The following is a 22,696-nucleotide window of genomic DNA, read 5'->3' as shown; positions in this document are numbered from 1 at the left end:
ATATAGCTTATCTACTACTTAGTTCATCATATGAATAAAAATACTTTAGAGATTTTTGTTAAAAGTTTTTTTTAAAAAAAACGGAACAAGCTTAATTATGTTCCAAAAAAATTATATATCATATAAAAAAAAATAAAAACTATGCCAAACGGGAGAAAAAGAAAAAGAAGAAAAATTGCAACTCATAAAAGAAAAAAAAGGAGTAGGCTAAATAGACATAAAAAGAAGAAATAAAAGAAGAAATATGGCTCTGCGGGTGTGGTGAAATTGGTAGACACGCTAGACTTAGGATCTGGTGCTTTATGCATGGGGGTTCAAGTCCCTTCACCCGCACATTTATTACACCCTAAATACCAAGTTCTTTTTTAACATTTTTTGTTATATCAGAGCCCCTATTCACTAAAACGCATTTTCCAGGACTACAATCAATCACTCTAATTATGCTTTTATCTTTTTCCATAACTCTATTAATCGCATTTTCCATTTTTTTGTAGAGTGGATCCATAAGAGCTTTTTGTTTTTGATTTAAGTCATCAAAAGCAATTCTCTGATAAACTTCTCCTCTTTTTTGGAGATTTTCCAGTTCTACTTTTAATTCTACAGAATCTTGATCTTTAAATTTTTCCATTGTTTTCTGGATTTCTTCTTCTATTTGATCCAAAATATTTTTGTGGTATTTCCCAATTTTTTCTAATTTTTCTTTTACCTTATCTATTTCTGTAATTCTTTCTATAATTTCTTCTGTATTTAGACAGACTTCTTCTGTATTTAGACACTTTTTAGTTTCTTTTCTGGCTAAAGAAATGCAAAATAGAGAAAATAAAAAAAGAGAAAAAATAAAAATAATTTTTTTTTTCATATATTAAAATATTTAAAATTCTAAAAAAAAAATAAAAAATATTAATTACCCAAGGATAAGATGTATTTGCCATTTATGGACGTTTTCTGTTTTTTGATCTAAACCATATCCAAAATCAACGCCTAAAGTCCCAAAAATTGGGAAAAAAGTTCTGAATCCTAATCCAATAGATTTTTTTAGTTGAAATGTTTTATAAAAATTATAATGAGAGTAAACATTTCCCCCTTCCAAAAAACCTAATAACCAAATTATTCCAGATTCATTCATAATAATAGGGTAACGAACTTCCAGAAGGATTCTATTATAAAATAATCCCCCTATTTTAGGAGAAATTCCTCCAAATATTCCTGGATTAGGATATCCTCTTAAAGAAATATAATCTTTACCACTTTTAAGATTTGTGGATTCATATCCTCCAATGAAAAATCTTTGGAATGAGGGTATCTCTTTATATTTATTGTAATTCATTAAAAATCCTACCTCTCCTCCAGTTTTTAACACAAATTTTTGTAGAAAACTCTTATACCAATAAGTTTTAAGTTTTATTTTGAAATATTCCACCCATTTTTGGGGATATTTATTTTTTTTTCTATGTAAAAGAGAATATGGAATAGTAAAAACAGTTGTTAGGTCAAATTCGGACCCGCTTACCTTAAAAATAGGATCTGGTCCGGAAGATGTTCTATTCAATGAAAATGAATATCTCAAGTCATGTATTCCCTTTACTTTGGATAAATCTTTGAAAGACCATTCTTCTCCATACGAATAATGGTAATTATTATAATTAACAAAAGCTGCCCAAGAAAAATAATCGTCTGGCCATTTTAACCTCCTAGATATTCCAGATGAAAATCCAATATTTTTATTTTTTTCTGGTTGAAAATAATCTTTTTTATTTAGATGATTAAAATCATACTTCACTATTTTACTGTTTTGTGAATAGTTTCCTTCAAAGGTAAAAGAAGTTGGAAAATACTTTCCTAGCCAAGGGTCAGTGAAAGAAAATCCATAATATTGAAAATTTTTAGAAACTTGAGCAGATAAGGATAACCATTGTCCATTACCTTGAGGTAGTAAATGATAAAATCTTTTTTTAAGAAGATTCTCTAAAGATAGATTATTTAAATAAATATTTAAATTTCCTATTAACTGATTACCTACATATCCACCTTGTATTTTAAATTTACCAGATACTTTTTCCTTTAGTTTCCATTCAAGATCTACAGTATTTTTATTCTTATTTTCCATAAAAAATGGTAAAATATTATGGTCAAAAATTCCTAACCTTATTAAATGTAAAAAGGTCTGTTTTATATTTCTTTCGGAAAAGACATCACCAGGAATAGTTTTCAGTTCTCTGATAATTACATGATCTTTAGTGACAAAATTTCCAGAAAAAGTAATTCTGTCAAAAAAAGTTAATCTTCCTTCTTCTATCCTAACTTCTACATAAACTTTATGATCTTTAACAGATTTTTCTACTGGAAAGACCTTAGAGAAATAATACCCTTTATTTAAATAAAGAGAATAAATACTAGATTCGTTTTTTGGGTCTTCTGTACTTTCTATTATTCCAATAGGATTATAAGTATCTCCCTTTTCAAAATTCAATAATTTTTTTTTTTCTAAGATAGTGTTTCCAATAAACGAAACATCTCCTATGATATATCTTTTACCTTCATATAGCTTTATTTTTAGCAAAAAATTTTTTTCATCTAATCTCAAAAGAGATTTTGAGACTATATGTGCATCTATAAATCCCAAAGATTGGTATTTATCTATAATATCTTTTTCAACTTCTGTTACATAAGTTGATTTCTTTTTATTCAAGATATCTAATAATTTAACTTTTTTTATTCTTGATCTAAGAAGTTCTTCACTTGATACCTTTTTATTACCTTCCAAAAAAATTTTTTTTATCCTTATTCCAGGTCCTTTTTGTACATGAATCTTTAAAAAGGCTTCTTTCTTCCTATTTTCAGTATTTACTATTACATATACATAGGGAAATCCCTTTTTTATATAATACTTTCGTATGTCTTTTTTAAGATAACTAAGAAAATCTCCATTTATTTTACTACCAATTTTAACATTAAATTTTTGACTGGAGAGTCCAGTTCCTTTTAAATTTAAATCAGAGAGCTTATCTACTTCTTCGAGAATAATTTGAAAAAAAATTTTTTTTCCTTTTATTTTTTCCACAAAAACAAAGATATTTTTTAAAAGATTAGTCTTCCACAGATCTTTTATAAAATCATTATTTTTTTTTCCTTTTATTTCCTTCCCTATTTTAGGATAAATTATGTTAATAATTTTTTTTTTAACATAATTTCGATAAAGTCCTTTGATCTTAACCCCAGATAAGATGTAAGTACTCTCTTTTTTATATTTATACCCATATCCTATGGTAGGCAATATAAAAAATAAGAAACATAAAAAAAAATTATATTTCATTCGCTTTATTTTCTAAATTTCGAACCTTTTGGTCTTTAAAAAGCCCTAATTTTTAACTAGAGTAAAATAAATTAATGTAAGAAATTATTAAAGGATAAATTATGGGACCTACACAACAGTGTATGTATCAATAATAATCATTGATACAGTTTAGAGCAAAATTTAAATCTTTATTATTTTTTCTTAATTTCTAATGTTTTCTGGTTAAAACTAGCTAGAAATCTATAAATTTAGGGAATGTTTCATCAATATTCCCATACCTCTATTGAATTTTTGTCTATCAAAATATTTTTAATTTTTTTACATGGCTATTCTCAAATTTAATAATTTACGACCTCTTGGTTTATTAAAAAAAAACTAAATGAAAAGAGTAATTATTGTGAATGGACCAAATTTAAATCTTTTAGGGAAAAGAGAACCTGACTTTTATGGTCTGGTACGATTTGAAAGTTTTTTCGAAACCCTTAAAAAAAAAAAATATTTTTCTGGAATAGAGATTATTTATCGTCAGAGTAACCATGAAGGAAGTATTGTGGATTTACTCCAAGAAGTTGGATTTTCTACAGAAGTAGGTATTGTGCTTAATGCAGGAGCATATACACACACTTCTATTGCCATAGCGGACGCTATACGATCCATCCCTTCTAAAGTAATAGAAGTCCATATGACAAATATTTATGCAAGAGAACACTACAGAAAGCAATCATTCATCTCTTCCGTATGTGATGGAAGTATTTGTGGTTTTGGTTTGCGCTCTTACGAGTTAGCTATTATGGCTTTAATCTAAAATGTTTATGTTCGTATGATAAATATACTTTAGTATATCTTCTCTTCCTTGTTTTGTTTTTGAAGAAGTTTTAAACAAAATAGGAGAAATCTTCCATTCATTAATAAGAATTCTTTTATATCGCTCAATATTCTTCTGGCAAAGGTCTTTATTTACTTTATCTGTTTTGGTAAAAACAAGACAAAAAGGTATTTGTTTTTTACCTAACCATCTCATAAAACTTATATCTATATTTTTAGGTGGAAATCTATTATCAATCAAATTGAATAAGCATAAAAGGGTTCTTCTTTTTAAGATATAATCAAAAATTGATTGGTGAAAATTAAATCTCTCTTTTTTAGAGACTTTAGAATAACCATATCCAGGAAGATCAGCCAAGATCCACTTTTTATCTACGATATAATGATTAATTAATCTGGTTTTACCTGGATAAGAAGATGTTCGAGCTAAATTTTTTCTATTCAGGATCATATTGATTAAACTCGATTTTCCTACATTAGATCTGCCGAAGAAAGCATATTCCGCTAAATTAAATAATGGAATTTTTGAGAATTTTTTACTGCTTGATATAAATTTTACACTATGGATATTATAATCTCTCATATTTTTTAAATATTATACATACATTATGTCCCCCTAATCCAAAATTATTGCACATGCTAATGTTTAGGGTTCTTTTTTGAGCTTTTTTAGGCGTTAAATTTAACCTAGTATCGATTTCTTCATCAATTTCTGAAAGATTAATAGTAGGAGGAATTATGCTTTTTGAAAGGGGTAATATAGAAGCTACGGATTCTATCGCACCTGAAGCTCCTAGCAAATGTCCAGTCATAGATTTTGTTGAATTAATATTAATATTATAAACGCTTTTTCCAAAAACAGCTTTAATAGCTCTTATCTCAGATAGATCTCCTAAGTAAGTAGATGTTCCATGCGTATTGATATGTTCCACTTCTGAGGGTTTAATTTTTGCATCATTTATAGCATTTTTGATAGCTATCGTAATTCCAATACTCAAAGGATGTGGAGCTGTAATGTGATATGCATCAGAAGAAATTCCAATACCAGCTATCTCCGCATAAATTTTAGAGTTTCTGCTTTTCGCATGTTCATATTCCTCAAGTACCAGACTTCCTGCTCCTTCTCCCAATACAAAACCATCACGTTTTTTATCAAAAGGACGTGATGCACTTTTGTGTTTTTCATTTTTTGTAGAAAGAGCATTTAGAGCATTAAACCCTCCAATACCAGCTTCTGTGATAGCTGATTCAGATCCTCCAGTAATTATAACATCTGTTTTTCCTAATTGGAGTATATTAAATGCATGGACAAGAGCATTTGCTGAAGATGCACAAGAGGAAACAGTTGCATAACTAGGCCCTTGAAGGCCATGTTTTATGGTCAGAAAACCTGACGTGATATCTATCATTGTTTTAGTAATGAAAAATGGACTATATTGTGGATATCCCTTTTTAACGAAGTGAGAAATTTCCCATTCTAACGTAGAAAAACTACCCATTCCTGATCCCCAAATAACTCCAATACGTTCTCTATTTTCTTTAGAAAAATCTAAACCACTGTCTTTAATTGCCTCTTCCGATGCAACAATTCCATATTGAGTACAGTAATCTAATTTTCTAATTTCTTTTTTAGAAAAGAAATTTTCTGGAAAGTATTCCTTAAGATAACATGCAAATCTAGTTTTTAAATGACTAGTATCAAAATATTTTATGAAATTAGCTCCGCTTTCTCCTTTAACAAGAGAGAACCAGAAATCTTCTACATTATTCCCAATTGGGGAAAGGATCCCAAGTCCAGTAACTACTACTCTTTTTAATTTTAAACGGGGCATTTTAAATCTTTCTTAAGAAGACTATTCACATAAAATACAATATCCTTTATCCTAAAGATGGATTCCGCGTATTCGTCAGAAATTTTAATATGAAACTCTTCTTCAATAGCCATAATTAATTCTATATAGTCTAAAGAATCTATACCTAAATCTTTTATTAGAGAACTTTCGAGGGTAAGTTCATCAATTCCTAATTTTTTGGCTAAAATATCCTTTACTCTTGATTCTATGTCATACATACTGTATGTATTAAGTGAGAGATGTACTTTCCAAGAATATCAAATTCCAAATTAACTTTTTGACCTTTTCTTAAAAGATGAAAGTTACTTTTTTCAAAAGTATATGGAATAACAACTACACTAAAAAAAAAATTTTTTGATTCTAATACAGTTAGGCTAATTCCGTTTATAGTAACTGATCCCATTTCTATAATAGTACTGAAAAAGTTATCATATCTCAATTTAAATAACCAACTACTTTTTTTAGTTTCGATGGACTCAATAGATTCCGTATAATTTACGTGACCAGGTACAAAGTGCCCTCCTATTTCACTCCCTAGTTGAAGAGAACGTTCTAAATTTATTTTATCGCAAACTTTCAAAGTTTTTAGGGTACTTTTGTATAAAGAGTCCAATACAGCATTTACTGTATAATTTTCCTTTTTTTTTTTTAAAACAGTCAAACAAACTCCATTATGGGAAATACTTTGACCTCTTTTAATAGATTTTTCAAACGGATTTGACACAGTCAAGTAAATATTTTTTTCTTCAAAATGAATATCCGTTAAAATGCCTATTTTTTCAACTACTCCACTAAACATACATACAGTAAACTAGTACAGTTACTTCCTTTTGATTAGCTTCAACTAGTCCACCTTTTATTTCGAGAATAGAAACTTTTTTCTTTCTATAATTTTGGGAAATCTTCAATTTTTCCTTATCAATTTTAGCGTATTTATCTGTATCATATAATACGACCAATCCAAATGTTAATGTTGCTAAAATAGTCGAATGACCATTTAAAATATGAAAAGGACCAATTGATCCAGGCAATTTAACAGAACTAGAATTTCCTTCATATATTACTCCTTCTATACTTAGAATAAGAACCTTCATAAAAATTATGGATTAAGCATTTTTTCTCCACTTTCGATAGCTTTATCTATATTTCCTTTTAAGTTAAAGGCCGCTTCAGGATATTTATCTAGATCCCCATTTATAATCATATTAAATCCTTTAATCGTTTCTTTTATACTCACTGATTCTCCAGGAATTCCTGTAAATTTCTCAGCAACGTGAAATGGTTGAGATAGAAATTTCTGGACTCTTCTAGCTCGAGCTACCAGAAGCTTATCTTCATCATTAAGTTCTTCTACACCTAAGATAGCAATGATATCCTGCAATGTTTTATATCTTTGCAAAACTTCTTTTACACGTTGCGCACATTCATAATGTTCTATTCCTACAATCTCTGGACAGAGAACTCTTGAAGTGGAGTCTAGAGGATCTACTGAAGGATAAATTCCCAAAGAAGAGATCTTTCTTGATAGAACAGTTGTTGCATCAAGATGAGAAAATGTTGTTGCTGGAGCTGGATCAGTCAAATCATCAGCTGGAACGTAAATTGCTTGCACTGATGTAATGGATCCGTGTTTAGTGGATGTAATCCTTTCCTGCATTACCCCCATTTCAGATGCTAGTGTGGGTTGATATCCAACAGCTGAAGGAGTCCGACCTAATAGAGCAGAAACTTCTGATCCAGCTTGAGTAAAACGAAAAATGTTATCTATAAAGAAAAGCACATCTCTTCCTTTATTTTTATTTTTTTCGTTTACACTGTCTCTAAAATATTCTGCCAGAGTTAATCCAGATAAAGCGACACGAGCTCGAGCTCCAGAAGGTTCATTCATCTGGCCAAAAACAAAAGTTGCTTTAGATTTTTTCAAGGCATCTTTATCTACTTTGGATAGATCCCATTTACCTTTTTTCATGGATTTTATGAATTCATCTCCATAACAGATAATTCCTGATTCAATCATTTCACGTAGTAAATCATTTCCTTCTCTAGTTCTTTCTCCAACTCCAGCAAATACAGAAAATCCTCCATGTAACTTTGCTATATTGTTTATCAATTCCTGAATCAAAACCGTTTTTCCTACTCCAGCTCCACCAAAAAGACCAATTTTTCCACCCTTAGCATAAGGGTGTATAAGATCTATAACCTTTATTCCAGTATAAAGTACTTTTTTTGTGGGGGAAAGTTCTTCGAATTTTGGAGATTCTCTATGTATCGGAAGGACTTCCTCGTTACTTAGATTACCTAATCCATCAATACTTTCTCCGGTAACATTAAACAACCTTCCATTGATTTCTTCACCTACAGGCATGCTTATGGTATTTACGCACGGAATAATTTCTTGCCCTCTATTTAAACCATCCGTATGATGCATAGATATGCACCTAACAGTACATTCTCCAATGTGCTTTTGTACTTCCAAAGTAAGTTTTTTACCGTAAGAACCATAAATATCTAGGGCTTCATAAATTTTAGGAATAAATGAAGTCTTTTCAAAGATTACATCAATTACCGGGCCAATAATTTTCGTAATTTTACCTTTTGGATTTTTAAGCATTTTAAGTTTTTTAATTTTTTAGAAGACATTCTGTAATGAAATCCCCCACTTCCTCAGTTCCTATAGATGAAGAATCTTCCATGTCTGGAGTTACCATTTTTTTGTCAATAGAATATTTGACTGACTTGTATATTTCTTTCCCTTCTTTAAAAAGCCCAAAATGATCAAGCATCATTGCTACAGAAAGTATACTAGCTATAGGATTAGCTATATTTTTACCAGCAGCTTGAGGATATGATCCGTGTATAGGTTCAAACAGGGAGACTTTTTCACCTATAGATGCAGATGGTAAAAGCCCAATAGATCCACCTAGAACACTAGCTTCATCTGATAAGATGTCTCCAAACATATTTTCCGTTAAAATTACATCAAACCTTTCAGGATTTATAATAAGTTGCATAGCTGCATTATCGATAAATAGAAAATCCAACTGGATTTTACGATAATTTTTGCTCATTTTTTTTATTGTTTCTCTCCATAACCTAGAGGTTTCGAGCACATTCGCTTTATCAATTAAAGTAAGTTTTTTACGTCTTTTTAGTCCTGCTTCAAAAGCGGCCCGTCCTATTCGTTCAATTTCTCTTACATAGTAGACGCAATGATCGTAAGCTACATATCCATCAATGGATCGTCCTTTTTTTCCAAAGTATATGCCACTTGTCAGTTCTCTATATATGACAAAATCAATGTTTCCATTTGTATGAAGGGGAGACTTTTTAAGTATAGAGGGATAAACTTTTATGGGTCTTATATTACAGTATAATCCCATTATTTTTCTTAGCCTGAGTAATCCTTCTTCAGGCCTTACCTTTGCTTTGGGATCTTCGTCATATTTAGGATGACCTATCGTACCAAAAATAATAGCATCTGATTTTGAGCAAATATCTAAAGTTTCTGGAGGTAAGGGATCTCCAGTTTTATCTATAGCAGATGCTCCAATTAGACCTTCAAGATATTTGAAGGTATGACCAAATTTTTTTTCAATAGCATTTAAAACTTTACGTGCTTGTTTGATTACTTCTGGACCTATTCCATCGCCTGAAAGAAGCGCAATATTTTTTTCCATTATTTTTTTTTCAATCAATTAATTTATTTTTTTTTTCAAAAAAATCAATTTCTTTTTTAAGATTTGCTAGATATTCTATATCATTATAACCATGAAGAAAACAAGTTTTCTTGTATAAATTTATATTAAATTTTTCTGTATGATTTTCGAAAAAAACATTTTTATTTTCCAAATCAACGTTAATAATAGATTTTGGATATTGAATAACAGTTTCAAAAATATTTGTTAAAAAAATTTCAGAAATCTCTATTGGAAGAAGACCATTATTTAGAGCATTTTCTTTAAAAATGTCTGCAAAAAAACTTGAAATAACTACTCTAAATCCATAATCAAGAATAGCCCAAATTGCATGTTCCCTGCTTGAGCCACATCCTAAATTTCTGGATGAAATTAGAATTTTTCCTACATAAAGAGGATTATTTAATACAAAGTCAGGTTTAAAACGCCAATCCCTAAAAAGATTTTTTCCAAACCCTACTTTAGAAGTATTTTTTAAAAATCTTGAAGGTATAATTTGATCTGTATCAATATTTTCTATAGGCAGGGGAACAGCAGTGCTGCTAAGTAGTCGTAATTTTTCCATATTAATGTAAAATATTGTTATTTTTTAAATATTCATCAATATCAACAATTTTTCCTTCGATAGCAATAATAGCAACAACCAAAGGACTTGCTAGTAATGTACGTGAACCTGGACCTTGTCTTCCTTCAAAATTTCTATTTGAAGTGGAAACACAATATTCTTCTGAAGGTATTTTATCTCCATTCATTCCAATACAGGCTGAACATCCTGCTTGTCTCAGTTCAAATCCAGATTCTTTTAGTATCTTATTCAATCCTTCTTTTTTTGCTTGAAAATAAACTTTTTTAGAGCCTGGTACAATAATTGCTTGAACATGATTAGCTTTTTTTCTACCCTTGACAACTTTAGCGAAAAGACGTAGGTCCTCTATGCGAGAATTAGTACAACTTCCCATAAATACGTGATTGATACGTTTTCCTATTAGGGATTCCCCTATTTTTAATCCCATATATCTTAGAGATTTTTCCAATTGATCTTTAGAGAAGTTCGTTTTGGGTATTTTTTCATTTATTTTTATCCCCATGCTCGGATTTGTTCCGTAAGTAATCATCGGTCTAATATTTTTAGCATCAAAAATGTATTCATAATCAAAAATTGCCCATTTATCTGTTAAAAGGGTTTTCCAATATGAAATAGATTTTTTTAAAAAAACTCTTTTTGGAGAAAATTTTTTCCTTTTTATATATTTAAAAGTAGTTTCATCTGGAGATATTAAACCTCCTTTTGCCCCCATTTCTATACTCATATTACATACAGTCATTCTACCTTCCATACTCATTTCTTCAAAAATAGGTCCAGAATATTCTACGAAATAACCTGTACCTCCAAAAGAGCCCAATTTGTAAATAATATATAGAATAACATCTTTTTGGGTCCCACTTTTTCTAAGAAAGCCTTCTGCATGTAAACGCATTTGTTTAGGTTTATTCTGCAGAATACATTGACTAGCCATTACCAAAGCTATTTGACTCGTACCTATTCCAAAAGAAATACTGCCAAAAGCTCCATGTGTAGAAGTATGACTGTCGCCACATACGACAGTCATTCCAGGTAGAGTTATTCCTAATTCCGGACCTATTACATGAACTATCCCTTGATATCGATTACCTATACCATAAAACTGAATTCCATGTTTCCTACAATTTTTTGACAGAGTATTCACTTGTTTTTTTGCTAAGGGATCTTGAATCTGTAAATTTTGATTAATGGTAGGAACGTTATGGTCTGTAGTGGCAATGATCTTCTTTGGTCTAAAGATTGTAAGATTCCTTTCTTTTAATGAGTTAAAAGCTTGAGGACTAGTTACCTCATGTATATAATGTATATCTATATATAAAACGTAGATATCCCCTTCTATATTTTTGACTGTGTGAGTATCCCAAATTTTGTCAAAAAGTGTTTTACCCATAACTTTTAATCTTTTTCATTAAGGGTATTTTTTTTATCATCATTATGAGATTTTCATCCGAAATTTCTTTTTTATTATCAGCTTCTTTAAGAAAAAGAGAGTAAAGATTATCCAAATCTTTTTTTTGGGTAAAATATCCAAGTTTTCTACATCGATAAGCTAATGCAGCCCGGCCACTTCTAGCTGTTAATATTATGGAAGATTTTTCAACACCTACTTCTTTAGGATCTATAATTTCGTAAGTTTCCCGTTTTTTAAGTACACCATCTTGATGAATCCCAGATGAATGAGAAAAAGCGTTACATCCAACAATAGCTTTATTAGCTTGTACATAAATTCCCGTGTATTTACAGATCAGTTTACTTGTTGGATATATAAATTTTGTATTAATATTAGTGGAAAAACCTAAATGGTTATGTTGTTTCATTATCATTACAATTTCTCCTAAATCTGTATTTCCCGCTCTCTCTCCTATTCCATTAATTGTACATTCAATTTGATCAGCTCCATTAATTATTCCATACAAGGAATTTGCAGTAGCTACCCCAAGATCATTATGACAATGCGTGGAAATGGTTATTCTATGAATTCCTTTAACATTTTCTTTTAAAAATCGTATTTTTTCTCCATACTCTTCTGGAAGACAATATCCTGTTGTATCTGGTATATTTAATACCGTACAACCAGCTTTAATAGCTAATTCGCAAACTTTAGCAAGAAATTCATTTTCTGTTCTACCTGCATCCTCTGCGTAAAATTCTACATCTTCAACAAAGCTTTTAGCATACTTAATAGCTCCAATAGCTTTTTCCAGAATCTCGCCTGGGGTGCTATTGAATTTGTATTTTATGTGCCAATTAGATGTTCCTATCCCTGTATGGATTCTTGGATTTCTAGCCTTTTTTAGAGCAGAAGCAGCAACTTCTATATCTTTCTTTTTTGCACGGGTAAGTGCACATATTACTGGTTTCGTTACATTTTTACAAATTTCTTCTACAGATTTAAAATCACCTGGACTAGAAATGGGAAACCCAGCTTCTATAATATCCACTCCTAAAAATTCTAGTTGTTGAGCTATTCGAATTTTTTCGAAGGGATTTAATTTACACCCAGGAATCTGTTCTCCATCTCGTAAAGTAGTATCAAAAATTTTGATTTTTTTCATTTGTGAAAATTCACTCTTTTCCGAAGCTGAGCTTCGTATGCCTTCCAATCTAGAATAGGGGATCTAGCTACTTTAGATTTTATAGCTGCTTTAGCAACTGCGGTAGTAACATTGATCATCAAGCGGGGGTCAAGTGGTTTGGGTATAATATATTCTTTTCCAAAGTAAAGATTCTTATTATTATAAGCAATTTTTACTTTCTCTGGAACAGATTCTTTAGCTAGAGAAGCGAGAGATTGGATGGCTGCAAGTTTCATTGCTTCGTTAATTTTCTTAGCATGAACATCTAAAGCTCCTCTAAATAGATAAGGAAATACTAATACGTTATTTACTTGATTAGGATAATCACTACGCCCTGTTGCTAGTATTATATCTGGTCTTGTTTTAACAGCTAATTCATATTCTATTTCTGGAGAAGGATTAGCGCAAGCAAAAACAATAGGATTTTCAGACATATTCAAAAGCATCTTTGCTGTTAGAGCTCCTCCAATAGATAATCCTATAAAAATATCTGCTCCTTTAATTGCTTCTTCTAAGGTTTTTATAGACGAATCAACTGCGAATTCTTGCTTTTCTTTGGTTAAATCTTTTCTGTAACTTTGGATAACCCCTTTGCTATCTAGCATAATAATGTTTTGTTTTTGTACCCCAAGTTTTTCATAAATTCTAGCACAAGAGATAGCAGCAGCTCCTGCTCCATTTATGACCATTTTCACATTTTTAATGTTTCTATTTGTCAATTCCAAAGAATTGATTAACGCTGCCCCAGAGATTATTGCTGTTCCATGTTGGTCGTCATGCATAATTGGTATATCAATCTCATTCTTTAGTTTTTCTTCAATTTTAAATGCTTCTGGTGCTTTAATATCTTCAAGATTTATTCCACCAAAAGTAGGTGATATAGCTTTTACTACTTGTACAAATTTTTCTGGATCTCTCTCATTAATTTCTATATCGAAAACATCAATACCAGCGAAGATTTTGAATAATAAACCCTTTCCTTCCATTACTGGTTTGGAGGCGTCAGGTCCTATATCTCCTAGTCCCAATACTGCCGTTCCATTAGAAATTACAGCAACTAGATTGCCCTTAGCTGTGTATCTAAAAACATTATTCAGATTTTTTGCTATTGCTTTACTAGGAATAGCAACGCCTGGAGAGTAAGCAAGAGATAATTCTTTTTGACTACCATATTCCTTTGTTGGAGAAATCTGTATTTTCCCAGATGGGAATTTTTCATGATATTCTAAAGCTTCTTTTTGTAATTTTTCTATTTGGTTCATTTAGGATTTCTTTTATCAAATATTTTTTTACTTTAGTTTTCCATTTAAAATGGAGTTCAAAAACTCCAGAATTAAGATCTTCTGAAGGGATAAGTAAAAGACCCTTAAAATTAGGTTTAAAATAAAGGCGAATATCTTTTTTTTTAGAAAAAAAAATAATAAATACATTTCCAAATGTATTTATTGTATGAAATCCTATTGGAAATTTTATTTCTATACCTTTAGGTGATTTTTGGATTTTTACTTTTTCGTATGCATTTTTTTTTTCTTCTATATGTTCTTGAAATTTTATTCCTTTCTCAAAGGAATGTTCTGATCCTAGTTTAGGAGATACGTTGGATTGCAGAAAAATTATGGAAATAATAAAACTTATAAATACTATAAAAATTACGTATTTCATAAATTAATCTACCCAAAGGGTTTTTTCTCCTTCTGGAGTTTTTGCCCTCGAAGGTTTAATAGAATTTTTATTTATAAAATAAACATAGCTGGATATTTTTTCTATATCGTTTCCTTTTATTTCACCTGAAACTCCAAAAGCTCTCATCGTTGGATTATTTTTACTCCCGTTCCAAATTATATAGAAAATATTTTTAAAAAGATTTTTTTCTATTTTATTAATCCAGTAATCATCCGTTAAATTTGGACAAATATTTCCTCCACCATCTGGATTATGGCAGCTTGCACAAGTTGCCTGAAATAAAGCTTTCCCCTCTTCTACAAATTCTTTCTTGAATTTAGCTGTTTCCAATGTTACCTGAGTACGAGTTTTCTCAAAAAAAATAACTTTTTTCATTTGTTTTTTGTAAGCTAGTTCGTATTCTTTTTTAGTATGAGCAAAATCTGTAAAAAAATAAGCTAAAAGATATATTGTAGAAAAAATAACGGTTATATAAAATAGTTTTATCCACCAATCCGGAGGATGATTATCTAGTTCTAAAATACCCGATCCATTATAGATCTTTTTTACTTCAACATTTTTTATTTTTTCTTTTTTAATTTTTTTGTTAATAATTTCATTAATTAATTCAATAATCCATAAAAGGATAAAAATAGTAAACAATGAAATCCATGTTTCTGGCTCTTTTAGATTTAGAGAGTAAATTTCCCCTCCATAGAAATAGAATGCATAAAATCCTAAAATAATAATGGAAAATGTTAAATAGACAGTTCTAAGAAAACTAAAATTCATATCATTTTCTTACTTAGCTTCCTAAATTTTTCAAAAAAATTACGATACAAAAAATAAAAAAAGATAATACTAAAAATCCAGATTGAAAAAAACTGGTATATTTATTTTTTGCTAAACATTTTTTAAAAAAAAACATCATTAAAACTGGTTCACCTTTTTAATATCAGTACCTATCCGTTGCAAATAAGAAATCAAAGCAATAATTTTACTTTTTTCTAAATTTTCTAAAGTAATAAATTTTCTTTGAAATTCCATTTTTTCTCTCATATACGGAGATTCTCTACAGATATGTGCAACAATTTTCCTTGCTTGTTCTTCCATTTTCGTAAAAGCATTTTCTAGATCTTTCTTTCGATAAGGAACTCCTAGATTAATCATAGTTTTTATTTTAGATTTTGTAAAAGATCTATCTAATTCGTTGAATAACCAAGGATAACTAGGCATAATAGATCCAGGAGAAGTGTATCTAGGATTAGATAGATGTTTAAAATGCCATAAACTAGGAACTTTTCCACCAACTCTAGCTAAATCTGGGCCAGTTCTTTTTGAACCCCATAAAAAAGGATGATCATATACGAATTCCCCTGCCTTCGAATATTCTCCATAACGGACTACTTCATCTCGAAAAGGACGTACTATTTGAGAATGACAAGCATTGCATCCTTCTGATATGTAAATATCTCTTCCTTCTAGTTCAAGAGGAGTATAAGGTGTAACGCTTGATATATTTGGAACATTAGACTTAATTATTAGAGTGGGAATAATTTCAGATGCACCACCTATTGCAAGTACAACTAAAGATAGGATTATGAATGGAACCGGTTTTCGTTCAAGCCATCCATGAAATTTTTCTTCACATATTTTGTTCGGGATAACCGTAAATTCAATTTTTTCATTTATGATGAATTTTCCTTTTTTGATTGTTTTGTATATATTATAAATCATTAATATAGTTCCAAAAAAGTAAATTACTCCTCCAATGAACCTAAGAACATAGAAGGGCTTTATCATTATAACGGTTTCAAGAAAATTTTTATTTACCAGTGACCCATCTGGGTAAAAAGATTTCCATGCATTGGACTGCATTATTGCACACCAATACATGGGAAAAATATAAAGTATTATACCAAAAAAACCTAACCAAAAATGAGTGTTAGCTAGAAAAATTGAGTATGTTGAATTCCACAATTTTTTAGTTAACCAGTAAATAATACCAAATGCCATAAATCCATTCCATCCTAATGTTCCCAAATGTACATGAGCTATTACCCAATCTGTGAAATGACAAATAGAGTTTAATTTCTTTGTAGCTAGCATTGGGCCCTCTACGGTAGCCATACCATAAGCTGTAATCGATACTAGAAAAAACTTTAAGATGGGATCTTTTTTCATTCTTACCCAAGAACTTTTTAATGTTAAAAGACCATTAAGCATTCCACCCCAAGATGGAGCTATTAGCATTATAGAAAATATAGTTCCCAACATTTGGGCCCAAGATGGTAAGGCTGTATACATTAAATGGTGTGGACCTGCCCATATATATATAAAAATGAGAGACCAAAAATGTACAATAGAAAGTTTATAAGAAAAAACTGGCGTTCCAGATGCCATTGGAACAAAATAATACATTAAACCAAGAATAGGAGTGGTTAAAATAAATGCAACAGCATTATGACCATACCACCATTGAACTAGAGCATCTTGGACTCCAGCATAAAGAGAATAACTTTTAAAGGAAGAAAAAGAGATAGGTAATTCAAGGTTATTGAAAATATGTAACATAGCAACAGCAACCCAAGTTCCTAAAAAAAACCATATGGAAACATAAAGGTGTTTAATTCGTCTTTGAAAAAGAGTACCAATCATGTTTATTCCATAAATAATCCAAACAGCAGAAATTAAAAGGTCTAATGGCCACTCGTGTTCTGCGTATTCTTTACTAGAATTAATTCCTTTTAGAAAAGTTATCCAAGAAAGGATTATAAGTAATTGCCAACCAAAAAAATGCATCCAGCTTAAAATATCGCTGTACATTCTTGATTTTAACAACCTTTGTATAGAATAATAAGAGCCTGCAAAAATAATATTTCCTACAAAAGCAAAAATAACGGTTGTTGTATGTATCATTCTCCATCTTCCAAACCCAAATATTCCTTCGGAATTTTTCAAAATATTACCTAATATTAACTCTGGAAATTCTGGGTAGAATAGGAGAAAGGCGATGGATAAACCAGATAAAAAACCTAAAATGGCCCAAATAACCGTTGCGTATAAAAATGCTTTAACTATACGGTTATCCCAATATATTTTTTTAATATCCATCTTAATCCTCAATTAAGATACGAACTGAGGGTGTTTCGTAATCATCAAATTGCCCTTTTCTTACACATATTATAAATATGATAAGAAAAACAACTCCTAACGAAACACTAGCTAATATCATTAAAAGTAATATGCCCATAAGTTATTAGTTCTTAATTTTATTTATCCAATAATCACTTAGTTTAGTTGAAATTAGGGAAAATACTATGATAGAAATGGAACTTAAAGGCATCAATATTGCAGCTATTATAGGTCTCAAATATCCCATTATAGCAAGACTCAATCCAATTATATTATAGTATATACTTATTATAAAACTAATTCTTACTAATAAAATTCCAATTTTAGATAATTGAAGAATTTCGAAAATTTTATCAAAAGAATCCGCTTTCATTAAAACATCGCAATTAGGAGAAAAATTATTAACATCTTCAGATAAGGCTACTCCAACATCACTTTGTTTAAGAGCTCCTGTGTCGTTTAATCCATCTCCAAACATCATTATTTTTTCTCCTATTTTTTGCAAATACTTTATGCGATAAAGTTTTTCTTTAGGACTTTGTTCGAAAAAAAATATGCTCTTCTTCGGAAGAATAGTATATAAACGGGATTTTTCAGAATCATTATCTCCAGAAATTATTATTATTTTATAATAAGCTAGTTTTTCAAAAATTTTCTTTAATTTTTTTCTATAAAAATTAAGAAAAATAAAGTATCCTATAACTTTTCTTTCAATGTAAACAAAAACTCTAGATTGTTTGATGTTCTCTTTTTGGGGTTCATGTATTATATATTTAGCTGATCCAACTTTAATTTTCATTCCATTGATGTTTGCCTCCAAACCTTTTCCTGGAATTTCTTTAAAATCTCTAACTGGAAAAATTTTTCCAGTATAAAGAAATTTATAAAGTTTTCTGCTAAAAGGGTGTTTAGAATTTTTTACTAAAGATGCAATTAGGATTATTTGTTTTTTTGTTAAACATTTTCCAACAAAAGAAATTTTTGATTTATTAGATTCGGTAATTGTTCCAGTTTTATCAAAAACTAATGTTTTTATTTGAGATATTCTTTCTATAATATAGACATCTCTCAAATAAAAATTTTTTTTAGCTAAAATTCTCATTATATTACCCAAAATAAAAGGCATAGAAATAGCTAAAGCACAGGGACAGGCTACTATTAGAACAGAACTTACCGTTTTAAATAATTTGCATGGATTCACTATACTCCAATATAAACCTGTAAGTAGAGTTATTGCTAGTGTAATTATAGTAAAGTATTTACTCCATTTATTTACCAATTCATGGATTTCTGTTTTTTTTTTAAAAACTTCATTATTCCATAGTTGGAAAAGATAACTTTGATCCACTTTTTCAAGAACTTCTAATTCAATAGATTCTCCTTTCTGCTTGCCTCCAGCAAAAATACGATCTCCATTTTTTTTAACAACAAGTTTAGATTCTCCAGTAATAAAACTATTATCTATTAGAGCAGTTCCTCTAATTAATATGCTATCAGTTGGAATTATTTCCTCATTTCTAATTAAGATTCTATCTCCCTGTCTTAGAGAAGAAATAAAAATATTTTCTTCAATACCTTCTCTAAGCCTAATAATAGATATTGGATAAAAAAATTTGTTCTCTTTATCAAAAGATAAATATTGATTAGTTTTTTTTTGAAAAAATTCTCCTAATAGTAAAAAAAAAACTAATCCGGTCAAACTATCTAAATAGCCCGGACCTAAATTATAGGTAATCTCGTATATACTTCGCCAGAAAATTGTTAATATTCCTAAACAAATTGGAAAATCAATATTGAGACATTTATTTTTCAAAGTAAAGTATGCAGATTGGAAATAATTTGCAGAAGAAAAAAATAGAACTGGAAAAGATAGGATTAACATTAATATTCTAAAAAAATATTTGTTTTCGATTAGCCATTTATCTCCAGATCCTATATATTCAGGGATAGCTAAGAGCATAATATTTACAAAGCAAAAAAAAGAAATAACTATTTTATAGATCAGTTTTTTATTTTTTATAGAATTATATCTTGATTTTTCATTAAAATTTGGAGTATAACCAAGTTTACTCAGAAAATAAGCTAATTTGCTTAATTGCAGTTTTTTATTATTGAAAAGAACACAGACCTTTTTGGTCGGAAAATTTACCGTTGATTGTATAATTCCAGTATGGATTTTGGGTAAACTTTCAAGAATCCATATACAGGAACTACAATGTATTGATGGAACAGATAATCTAATCAAAGTAATTTTATCGTTTTCAAAATCAACCAGTTTTTCTCTAATTTTTTTTTGGTCAAGGAAATCAAATCTATTATTTTTTTTATTAGGAATCATACCTGGATGAGCATTCAGGTCATAAAATTTATTAAGTTTATGAAACTGCAAAATTTTATAAATTTCTTTGCACCCAGAACAACAAAAAAGTTTTTTTTTTAATTTTTTTTCTGATTTAATTTTACCACCACAATGAAAACAGGCATTCACGCGTAAAAAAATATTAAATTAATAGGAACTCCTTTTAAAAAACTGAAATACCCCCGTAATTTACTTTCTAAGAATCTCTTATAGTTATCTTTAACAGATTTTGGATAATTAGAAAAAAAAACAAATCTCATTTTGGAGAATTGAGTACAATATTTTACTTTAATTTGTTTTCCATTAACTTTTGGAGGAGGATTATTTTCAATAATAGGTAAAAACAAATCATTTAAAACTTTTGTTTTTATCTTTCTTTTACAATTTTCAGAAATTCTCATTAATTCTTCCATTATTTTTAATATATCCTTCTTTTTTTTAGATAAAGCTGAAAAAAAAAAGATAGGAATATCCTCAAAATAGGAGATTTTTTCTTTAATTTTTTTTTCATAATTTTTTTTTTCTTTTTTTTCAATCAAATCCCATTTATTAATAACAACAATAAATCCTTTTCCGTTCTTTTTAAGAATTCTAAGAATATTCATATCTTGTTTTTCCCATCCCCTAACAGCATCAATTACCAATAAACAAACAGTGGATCGTTCGATCGCCCTTATCGTTCGAAGAATAGAATAAAATTCTAAATCTTCGTTTATTTTTGAATTTTTTCTAATTCCTGCCGTATCAATTAAAACACATTCAATTCCAAATTTATTATAAAATGTATCAATACTATTTCTAGTTGTTCCAGAAATATTAGTAACTATATTTCGTTCTTCCCCTAAAAAAGTGTTAATAATTGTAGATTTTCCTACATTTGGACGTCCAATTATAGCAAATTTTTTAAAATATTTTGGAAAAAATTCTTTTTTAGAAATTTTTGAAAATATTTTTGTTAGCTGATCGAGAAGATCTCCTGTACCCCATCCGTTTGATGATGATATACAAAAATAATTACTGAATCCTAATTTATGAAATTCAAGTGAATGGTAAATATATTTTTTATAATCTACTTTATTGATTATTAAAAAAACTTGTTTTTTAGATTTTCTAAGTAATTTAGCTATTTCTAAATCTAGATTTGTTAGTCCATCCATAATATCTACAACAAATAAAATTATATCGGCCTCATCAATCGCCAGATCCACTTGTTTTTTTATTTTTTTTTCTATAATTTCTTCGATTAGAGAATATCCTCCTGTATCCACAAGGATAAAACTTATACCGTTCCATTCAGAAAATCCATAATCTCTATCTCTAGTAACACCACTTTTTTCATTTACAATAGATTTATTATGGCCAATTATTCTATTGAATAAACTTGATTTTCCTACATTTGGACGACCAACTATTACAGCAATAAAATTCATTTTTCAGATAGTTTTAAGATATGCCATATAAAAAAATTTATTTTGAAGAAAAAACTCTCTCCAATGGATTGAAGGTAATTTTGCATAAGGATAGAAGGAATCCCTTGGTTGTAATATCATTGTTATACCATGTTGGATCTAAAAATGAATTGGAAGGTCAGAGAGGGTTTGCACATTTTTTCGAACATTTGATGTTTGAAAGTACTAAAAATATTAATAGAGGAGAATTTTTTAGACTTGTAATGAGTAATGGTGGCCTTACGAATGCTTATACTACTCCAGATGAAACTTTTTACTATGATATTTTACCATCTAATGAGATTGCTTTAGGTTTATGGTTAGAATCGGAACGGATGATGAATGCTAAAATTGATAAAAAAAGTATAGATATACAACGTCAAGTGGTAAAAGAGGAAAAAAAATTAAGTATAGATAACCTTCCTTATACCTCTTCTATACTTGAAGTAGTACCTAAACATCTTTTCAAAAAACATCCATATAGGATACCTGTAATAGGTTTAGAAAAAGATCTTAACCAATCATCAGAAATGGATTATATAAATTTTTATAAAACTTTTTATGTTCCTAATAATGCTGTTTTAGTTGTTTCTGGTGATATTGATTTGAAAGAAACAGAAAAAATGATAGACTATTATTTTTCAGCTATACCACAGAGTGCTTATCCAATTCCCGTTTTAGCAATTAAAGAAGAATTGATTTACGAAGAAATCTTTTCCATTTGCTCTGAAAAAAACGTAGTTGTTCCATCGATAGTATTTGCTTATCGAACTCCTGCACGAATAAACAAAGACACTAAAGTTATTGAGATAATACATAAATTGCTTTCAATAGGAGAAAGTTCTCGTTTAAAAAATGTTGTTAAAAAAAAATTAGCTGCTAATGCAGTTTCATTTTTTAAGTCAATGGAAGATTATGGGGAATTTATTGTTCATGCAATAAAAAATACTGGAGTAGACTTAGATGTTTTGGCTAGAGCATTAGATGAAGAAATAGAACGTTTTAAAAATGAAGGAATTAGCATAAGAGAACTAGAAAAAGTAGTTAACAATTTAGAAAGAGAATTTATTTTAAGAAATTCTTCCATGTTTAGAATAGCTGAAAGTCTATCTTTTTCCCATATACATTATAAAAATGCAGAAAGAATAAATACTTATTTACAAGAATATAAACAAATAAAAGTGGAAGATGTAAAAATAGTTGCTAATAAATATTTTAATAAGTCTCAACGTCTTCATCTTAAAATTTTAGGTACTAAATAATTT

General features: G+C 29.3%; 21 protein-coding genes and 1 tRNA gene. 3 read left to right on the top strand and 19 right to left on the bottom strand.

Annotated features, from left to right (window positions below; all coding sequences use genetic code 11):
• The first annotated feature begins 252 nt into the window (after positions 1-252).
• Positions 253-333 (top strand) — tRNA-Leu (locus tag VE128_00320).
• A 13-nt stretch (positions 334-346) separates the two neighbouring features.
• On the opposite strand, the gene VE128_00315 is transcribed toward VE128_00320, so the two are convergent.
• Both VE128_00315 and VE128_00310 read right to left on the bottom strand, forming a co-directional pair.
• Positions 347-859: an OmpH family outer membrane protein gene (locus VE128_00315; GenBank protein HZD83994.1), complete on the bottom strand. Its 513-nt coding sequence runs from the start codon at positions 857-859 to the stop codon at positions 347-349.
• A 45-nt stretch (positions 860-904) separates the two neighbouring features.
• A complete protein-coding gene (locus VE128_00310; GenBank protein HZD83993.1) occupies positions 905-3,313 on the bottom strand; it encodes a POTRA domain-containing protein in 2,409 nt (802 codons plus the stop codon).
• Positions 3,314-3,674: 361 nt separating this feature from the next.
• On the opposite strand from VE128_00310, the gene VE128_00305 reads away from it, so the two are divergent.
• Positions 3,675-4,100, top strand: a complete 426-nt coding sequence (locus tag VE128_00305; GenBank protein HZD83992.1) for a type II 3-dehydroquinate dehydratase — start codon at positions 3,675-3,677, stop codon at positions 4,098-4,100.
• On the opposite strand, the gene yihA is transcribed toward VE128_00305, so the two are convergent.
• The 17 genes from yihA to der form a co-directional block, all read right to left on the bottom strand.
• Entirely contained in the window at positions 4,092-4,703 is a 612-nt protein-coding gene (yihA, locus tag VE128_00300; GenBank protein HZD83991.1) for a ribosome biogenesis GTP-binding protein YihA/YsxC, read from the bottom strand. The two genes, VE128_00305 and yihA, sit on opposite strands and share 9 nt — an antisense overlap.
• Positions 4,690-5,952 (bottom strand): beta-ketoacyl-ACP synthase II, encoded by a 1,263-nt coding sequence (gene fabF / locus VE128_00295; protein HZD83990.1) that lies wholly within the window; start codon positions 5,950-5,952, stop codon positions 4,690-4,692. The genes yihA and fabF overlap by 14 nt, the downstream gene beginning before the upstream one ends.
• Positions 5,940-6,191: an acyl carrier protein gene (gene acpP, locus VE128_00290; GenBank protein ID HZD83989.1), complete on the bottom strand. Its 252-nt coding sequence runs from the start codon at positions 6,189-6,191 to the stop codon at positions 5,940-5,942. Before acpP ends, fabF begins: the two co-directional genes overlap by 13 nt.
• Entirely contained in the window at positions 6,179-6,772 is a 594-nt protein-coding gene (locus tag VE128_00285; protein HZD83988.1) for a riboflavin synthase, read from the bottom strand. The genes acpP and VE128_00285 overlap by 13 nt, the downstream gene beginning before the upstream one ends.
• On the bottom strand, positions 6,765-7,067 hold the full coding sequence (locus tag VE128_00280; protein HZD83987.1) for a hypothetical protein: 303 nt from the start codon (positions 7,065-7,067) through the stop codon (positions 6,765-6,767). Before VE128_00280 ends, VE128_00285 begins: the two co-directional genes overlap by 8 nt.
• 5 nt (positions 7,068-7,072) lie before the next feature.
• A complete protein-coding gene (gene atpD / locus VE128_00275; GenBank protein HZD83986.1) occupies positions 7,073-8,584 on the bottom strand; it encodes a F0F1 ATP synthase subunit beta in 1,512 nt (503 codons plus the stop codon).
• A 10-nt stretch (positions 8,585-8,594) separates the two neighbouring features.
• Positions 8,595-9,650: a 3-isopropylmalate dehydrogenase gene (leuB, locus tag VE128_00270; GenBank protein HZD83985.1), complete on the bottom strand. Its 1,056-nt coding sequence runs from the start codon at positions 9,648-9,650 to the stop codon at positions 8,595-8,597.
• 10 nt (positions 9,651-9,660) lie between these two features.
• Positions 9,661-10,233, bottom strand: a complete 573-nt coding sequence (leuD, locus tag VE128_00265; GenBank protein HZD83984.1) for a 3-isopropylmalate dehydratase small subunit — start codon at positions 10,231-10,233, stop codon at positions 9,661-9,663.
• A gap of 1 nt (position 10,234) precedes the next feature.
• Positions 10,235-11,641, bottom strand: a complete 1,407-nt coding sequence (leuC, locus tag VE128_00260; protein ID HZD83983.1) for a 3-isopropylmalate dehydratase large subunit — start codon at positions 11,639-11,641, stop codon at positions 10,235-10,237.
• Complete coding sequence (locus tag VE128_00255) at positions 11,634-12,806, bottom strand: 2-isopropylmalate synthase (protein ID HZD83982.1); 1,173 nt, start codon at positions 12,804-12,806, stop codon at positions 11,634-11,636. The genes leuC and VE128_00255 overlap by 8 nt, the downstream gene beginning before the upstream one ends.
• Positions 12,803-14,089 carry a malic enzyme-like NAD(P)-binding protein gene (locus VE128_00250; GenBank protein ID HZD83981.1) on the bottom strand — a complete coding sequence of 429 codons (1,287 nt, stop codon included), beginning with the start codon at positions 14,087-14,089 and terminating at the stop codon, positions 12,803-12,805. The genes VE128_00255 and VE128_00250 overlap by 4 nt, the downstream gene beginning before the upstream one ends.
• Positions 14,043-14,489 carry a FixH family protein gene (locus VE128_00245; protein HZD83980.1) on the bottom strand — a complete coding sequence of 149 codons (447 nt, stop codon included), beginning with the start codon at positions 14,487-14,489 and terminating at the stop codon, positions 14,043-14,045. Before VE128_00245 ends, VE128_00250 begins: the two co-directional genes overlap by 47 nt.
• Before the next feature lie 3 nt (positions 14,490-14,492).
• The gene (locus VE128_00240; protein HZD83979.1) at positions 14,493-15,281 is read right to left on the bottom strand and encodes a c-type cytochrome; all 789 of its coding nucleotides are present in this window, start codon (positions 15,279-15,281) and stop codon (positions 14,493-14,495) included.
• Between the two features lie 138 nt (positions 15,282-15,419).
• Positions 15,420-17,603, bottom strand: coding sequence for a cytochrome-c oxidase, cbb3-type subunit II (ccoO, locus tag VE128_00235; protein ID HZD83978.1), 2,184 nt, complete (start codon positions 17,601-17,603; stop codon positions 15,420-15,422).
• Position 17,604: 1 nt separating this feature from the next.
• Positions 17,605-17,742: a cbb3-type cytochrome oxidase assembly protein CcoS gene (gene ccoS, locus VE128_00230; GenBank protein HZD83977.1), complete on the bottom strand. Its 138-nt coding sequence runs from the start codon at positions 17,740-17,742 to the stop codon at positions 17,605-17,607.
• Positions 17,743-17,748: 6 nt separating this feature from the next.
• Positions 17,749-20,112, bottom strand: a complete 2,364-nt coding sequence (locus VE128_00225; GenBank protein ID HZD83976.1) for a heavy metal translocating P-type ATPase metal-binding domain-containing protein — start codon at positions 20,110-20,112, stop codon at positions 17,749-17,751.
• Complete coding sequence (der, locus tag VE128_00220; GenBank protein ID HZD83975.1) at positions 20,109-21,413, bottom strand: ribosome biogenesis GTPase Der; 1,305 nt, start codon at positions 21,411-21,413, stop codon at positions 20,109-20,111. Before der ends, VE128_00225 begins: the two co-directional genes overlap by 4 nt.
• Before the next feature lie 20 nt (positions 21,414-21,433).
• Between der and VE128_00215 the strand changes: the two genes are divergently transcribed.
• Positions 21,434-22,693, top strand: coding sequence for a pitrilysin family protein (locus VE128_00215; GenBank protein ID HZD83974.1), 1,260 nt, complete (start codon positions 21,434-21,436; stop codon positions 22,691-22,693).
• Positions 22,694-22,696: the final 3 nt, after the last annotated feature.

Source organism: Candidatus Angelobacter sp. (assembly GCA_035643775.1).
In the GTDB taxonomy this organism is placed as follows: Bacteria; Bacteroidota; Bacteroidia; order Flavobacteriales; family Blattabacteriaceae; genus DASQPV01.
The sequence above is the reverse complement of the archived record's forward strand: the minus strand, read 5'-3'. Positions and strand labels throughout refer to the sequence as shown.

Excerpts from the sequence above, each read along its gene's own strand:
- VE128_00315 (HZD83994.1), bottom strand. The coding sequence starts at position 859 with ATGAAAAAAAAAATTATTTTTATTTTTTCTCTTTTTTTATTTTCTCTA.
- VE128_00310 (HZD83993.1), bottom strand. The coding sequence starts at position 3,313 with ATGAAATATAATTTTTTTTTATGTTTCTTATTTTTTATATTGCCTACC.
- VE128_00305 (HZD83992.1), top strand. The coding sequence starts at position 3,675 with ATGAAAAGAGTAATTATTGTGAATGGACCAAATTTAAATCTTTTAGGG.
- yihA (HZD83991.1), bottom strand. The coding sequence starts at position 4,703 with ATGAGAGATTATAATATCCATAGTGTAAAATTTATATCAAGCAGTAAA.
- fabF (HZD83990.1), bottom strand. The coding sequence starts at position 5,952 with ATGCCCCGTTTAAAATTAAAAAGAGTAGTAGTTACTGGACTTGGGATC.
- acpP (HZD83989.1), bottom strand. The coding sequence starts at position 6,191 with ATGTATGACATAGAATCAAGAGTAAAGGATATTTTAGCCAAAAAATTA.
- VE128_00285 (HZD83988.1), bottom strand. The coding sequence starts at position 6,772 with ATGTTTAGTGGAGTAGTTGAAAAAATAGGCATTTTAACGGATATTCAT.
- VE128_00280 (HZD83987.1), bottom strand. The coding sequence starts at position 7,067 with ATGAAGGTTCTTATTCTAAGTATAGAAGGAGTAATATATGAAGGAAAT.
- atpD (HZD83986.1), bottom strand. The coding sequence starts at position 8,584 with ATGCTTAAAAATCCAAAAGGTAAAATTACGAAAATTATTGGCCCGGTA.
- leuB (HZD83985.1), bottom strand. The coding sequence starts at position 9,650 with ATGGAAAAAAATATTGCGCTTCTTTCAGGCGATGGAATAGGTCCAGAA.
- leuD (HZD83984.1), bottom strand. The coding sequence starts at position 10,233 with ATGGAAAAATTACGACTACTTAGCAGCACTGCTGTTCCCCTGCCTATA.
- leuC (HZD83983.1), bottom strand. The coding sequence starts at position 11,641 with ATGGGTAAAACACTTTTTGACAAAATTTGGGATACTCACACAGTCAAA.
- VE128_00255 (HZD83982.1), bottom strand. The coding sequence starts at position 12,806 with ATGAAAAAAATCAAAATTTTTGATACTACTTTACGAGATGGAGAACAG.
- VE128_00250 (HZD83981.1), bottom strand. The coding sequence starts at position 14,089 with ATGAACCAAATAGAAAAATTACAAAAAGAAGCTTTAGAATATCATGAA.
- VE128_00245 (HZD83980.1), bottom strand. The coding sequence starts at position 14,489 with ATGAAATACGTAATTTTTATAGTATTTATAAGTTTTATTATTTCCATA.
- VE128_00240 (HZD83979.1), bottom strand. The coding sequence starts at position 15,281 with ATGAATTTTAGTTTTCTTAGAACTGTCTATTTAACATTTTCCATTATT.
- ccoO (HZD83978.1), bottom strand. The coding sequence starts at position 17,603 with ATGGATATTAAAAAAATATATTGGGATAACCGTATAGTTAAAGCATTT.
- ccoS (HZD83977.1), bottom strand. The coding sequence starts at position 17,742 with ATGGGCATATTACTTTTAATGATATTAGCTAGTGTTTCGTTAGGAGTT.
- der (HZD83975.1), bottom strand. The coding sequence starts at position 21,413 with ATGAATTTTATTGCTGTAATAGTTGGTCGTCCAAATGTAGGAAAATCA.
- VE128_00215 (HZD83974.1), top strand. The coding sequence starts at position 21,434 with ATGCCATATAAAAAAATTTATTTTGAAGAAAAAACTCTCTCCAATGGA.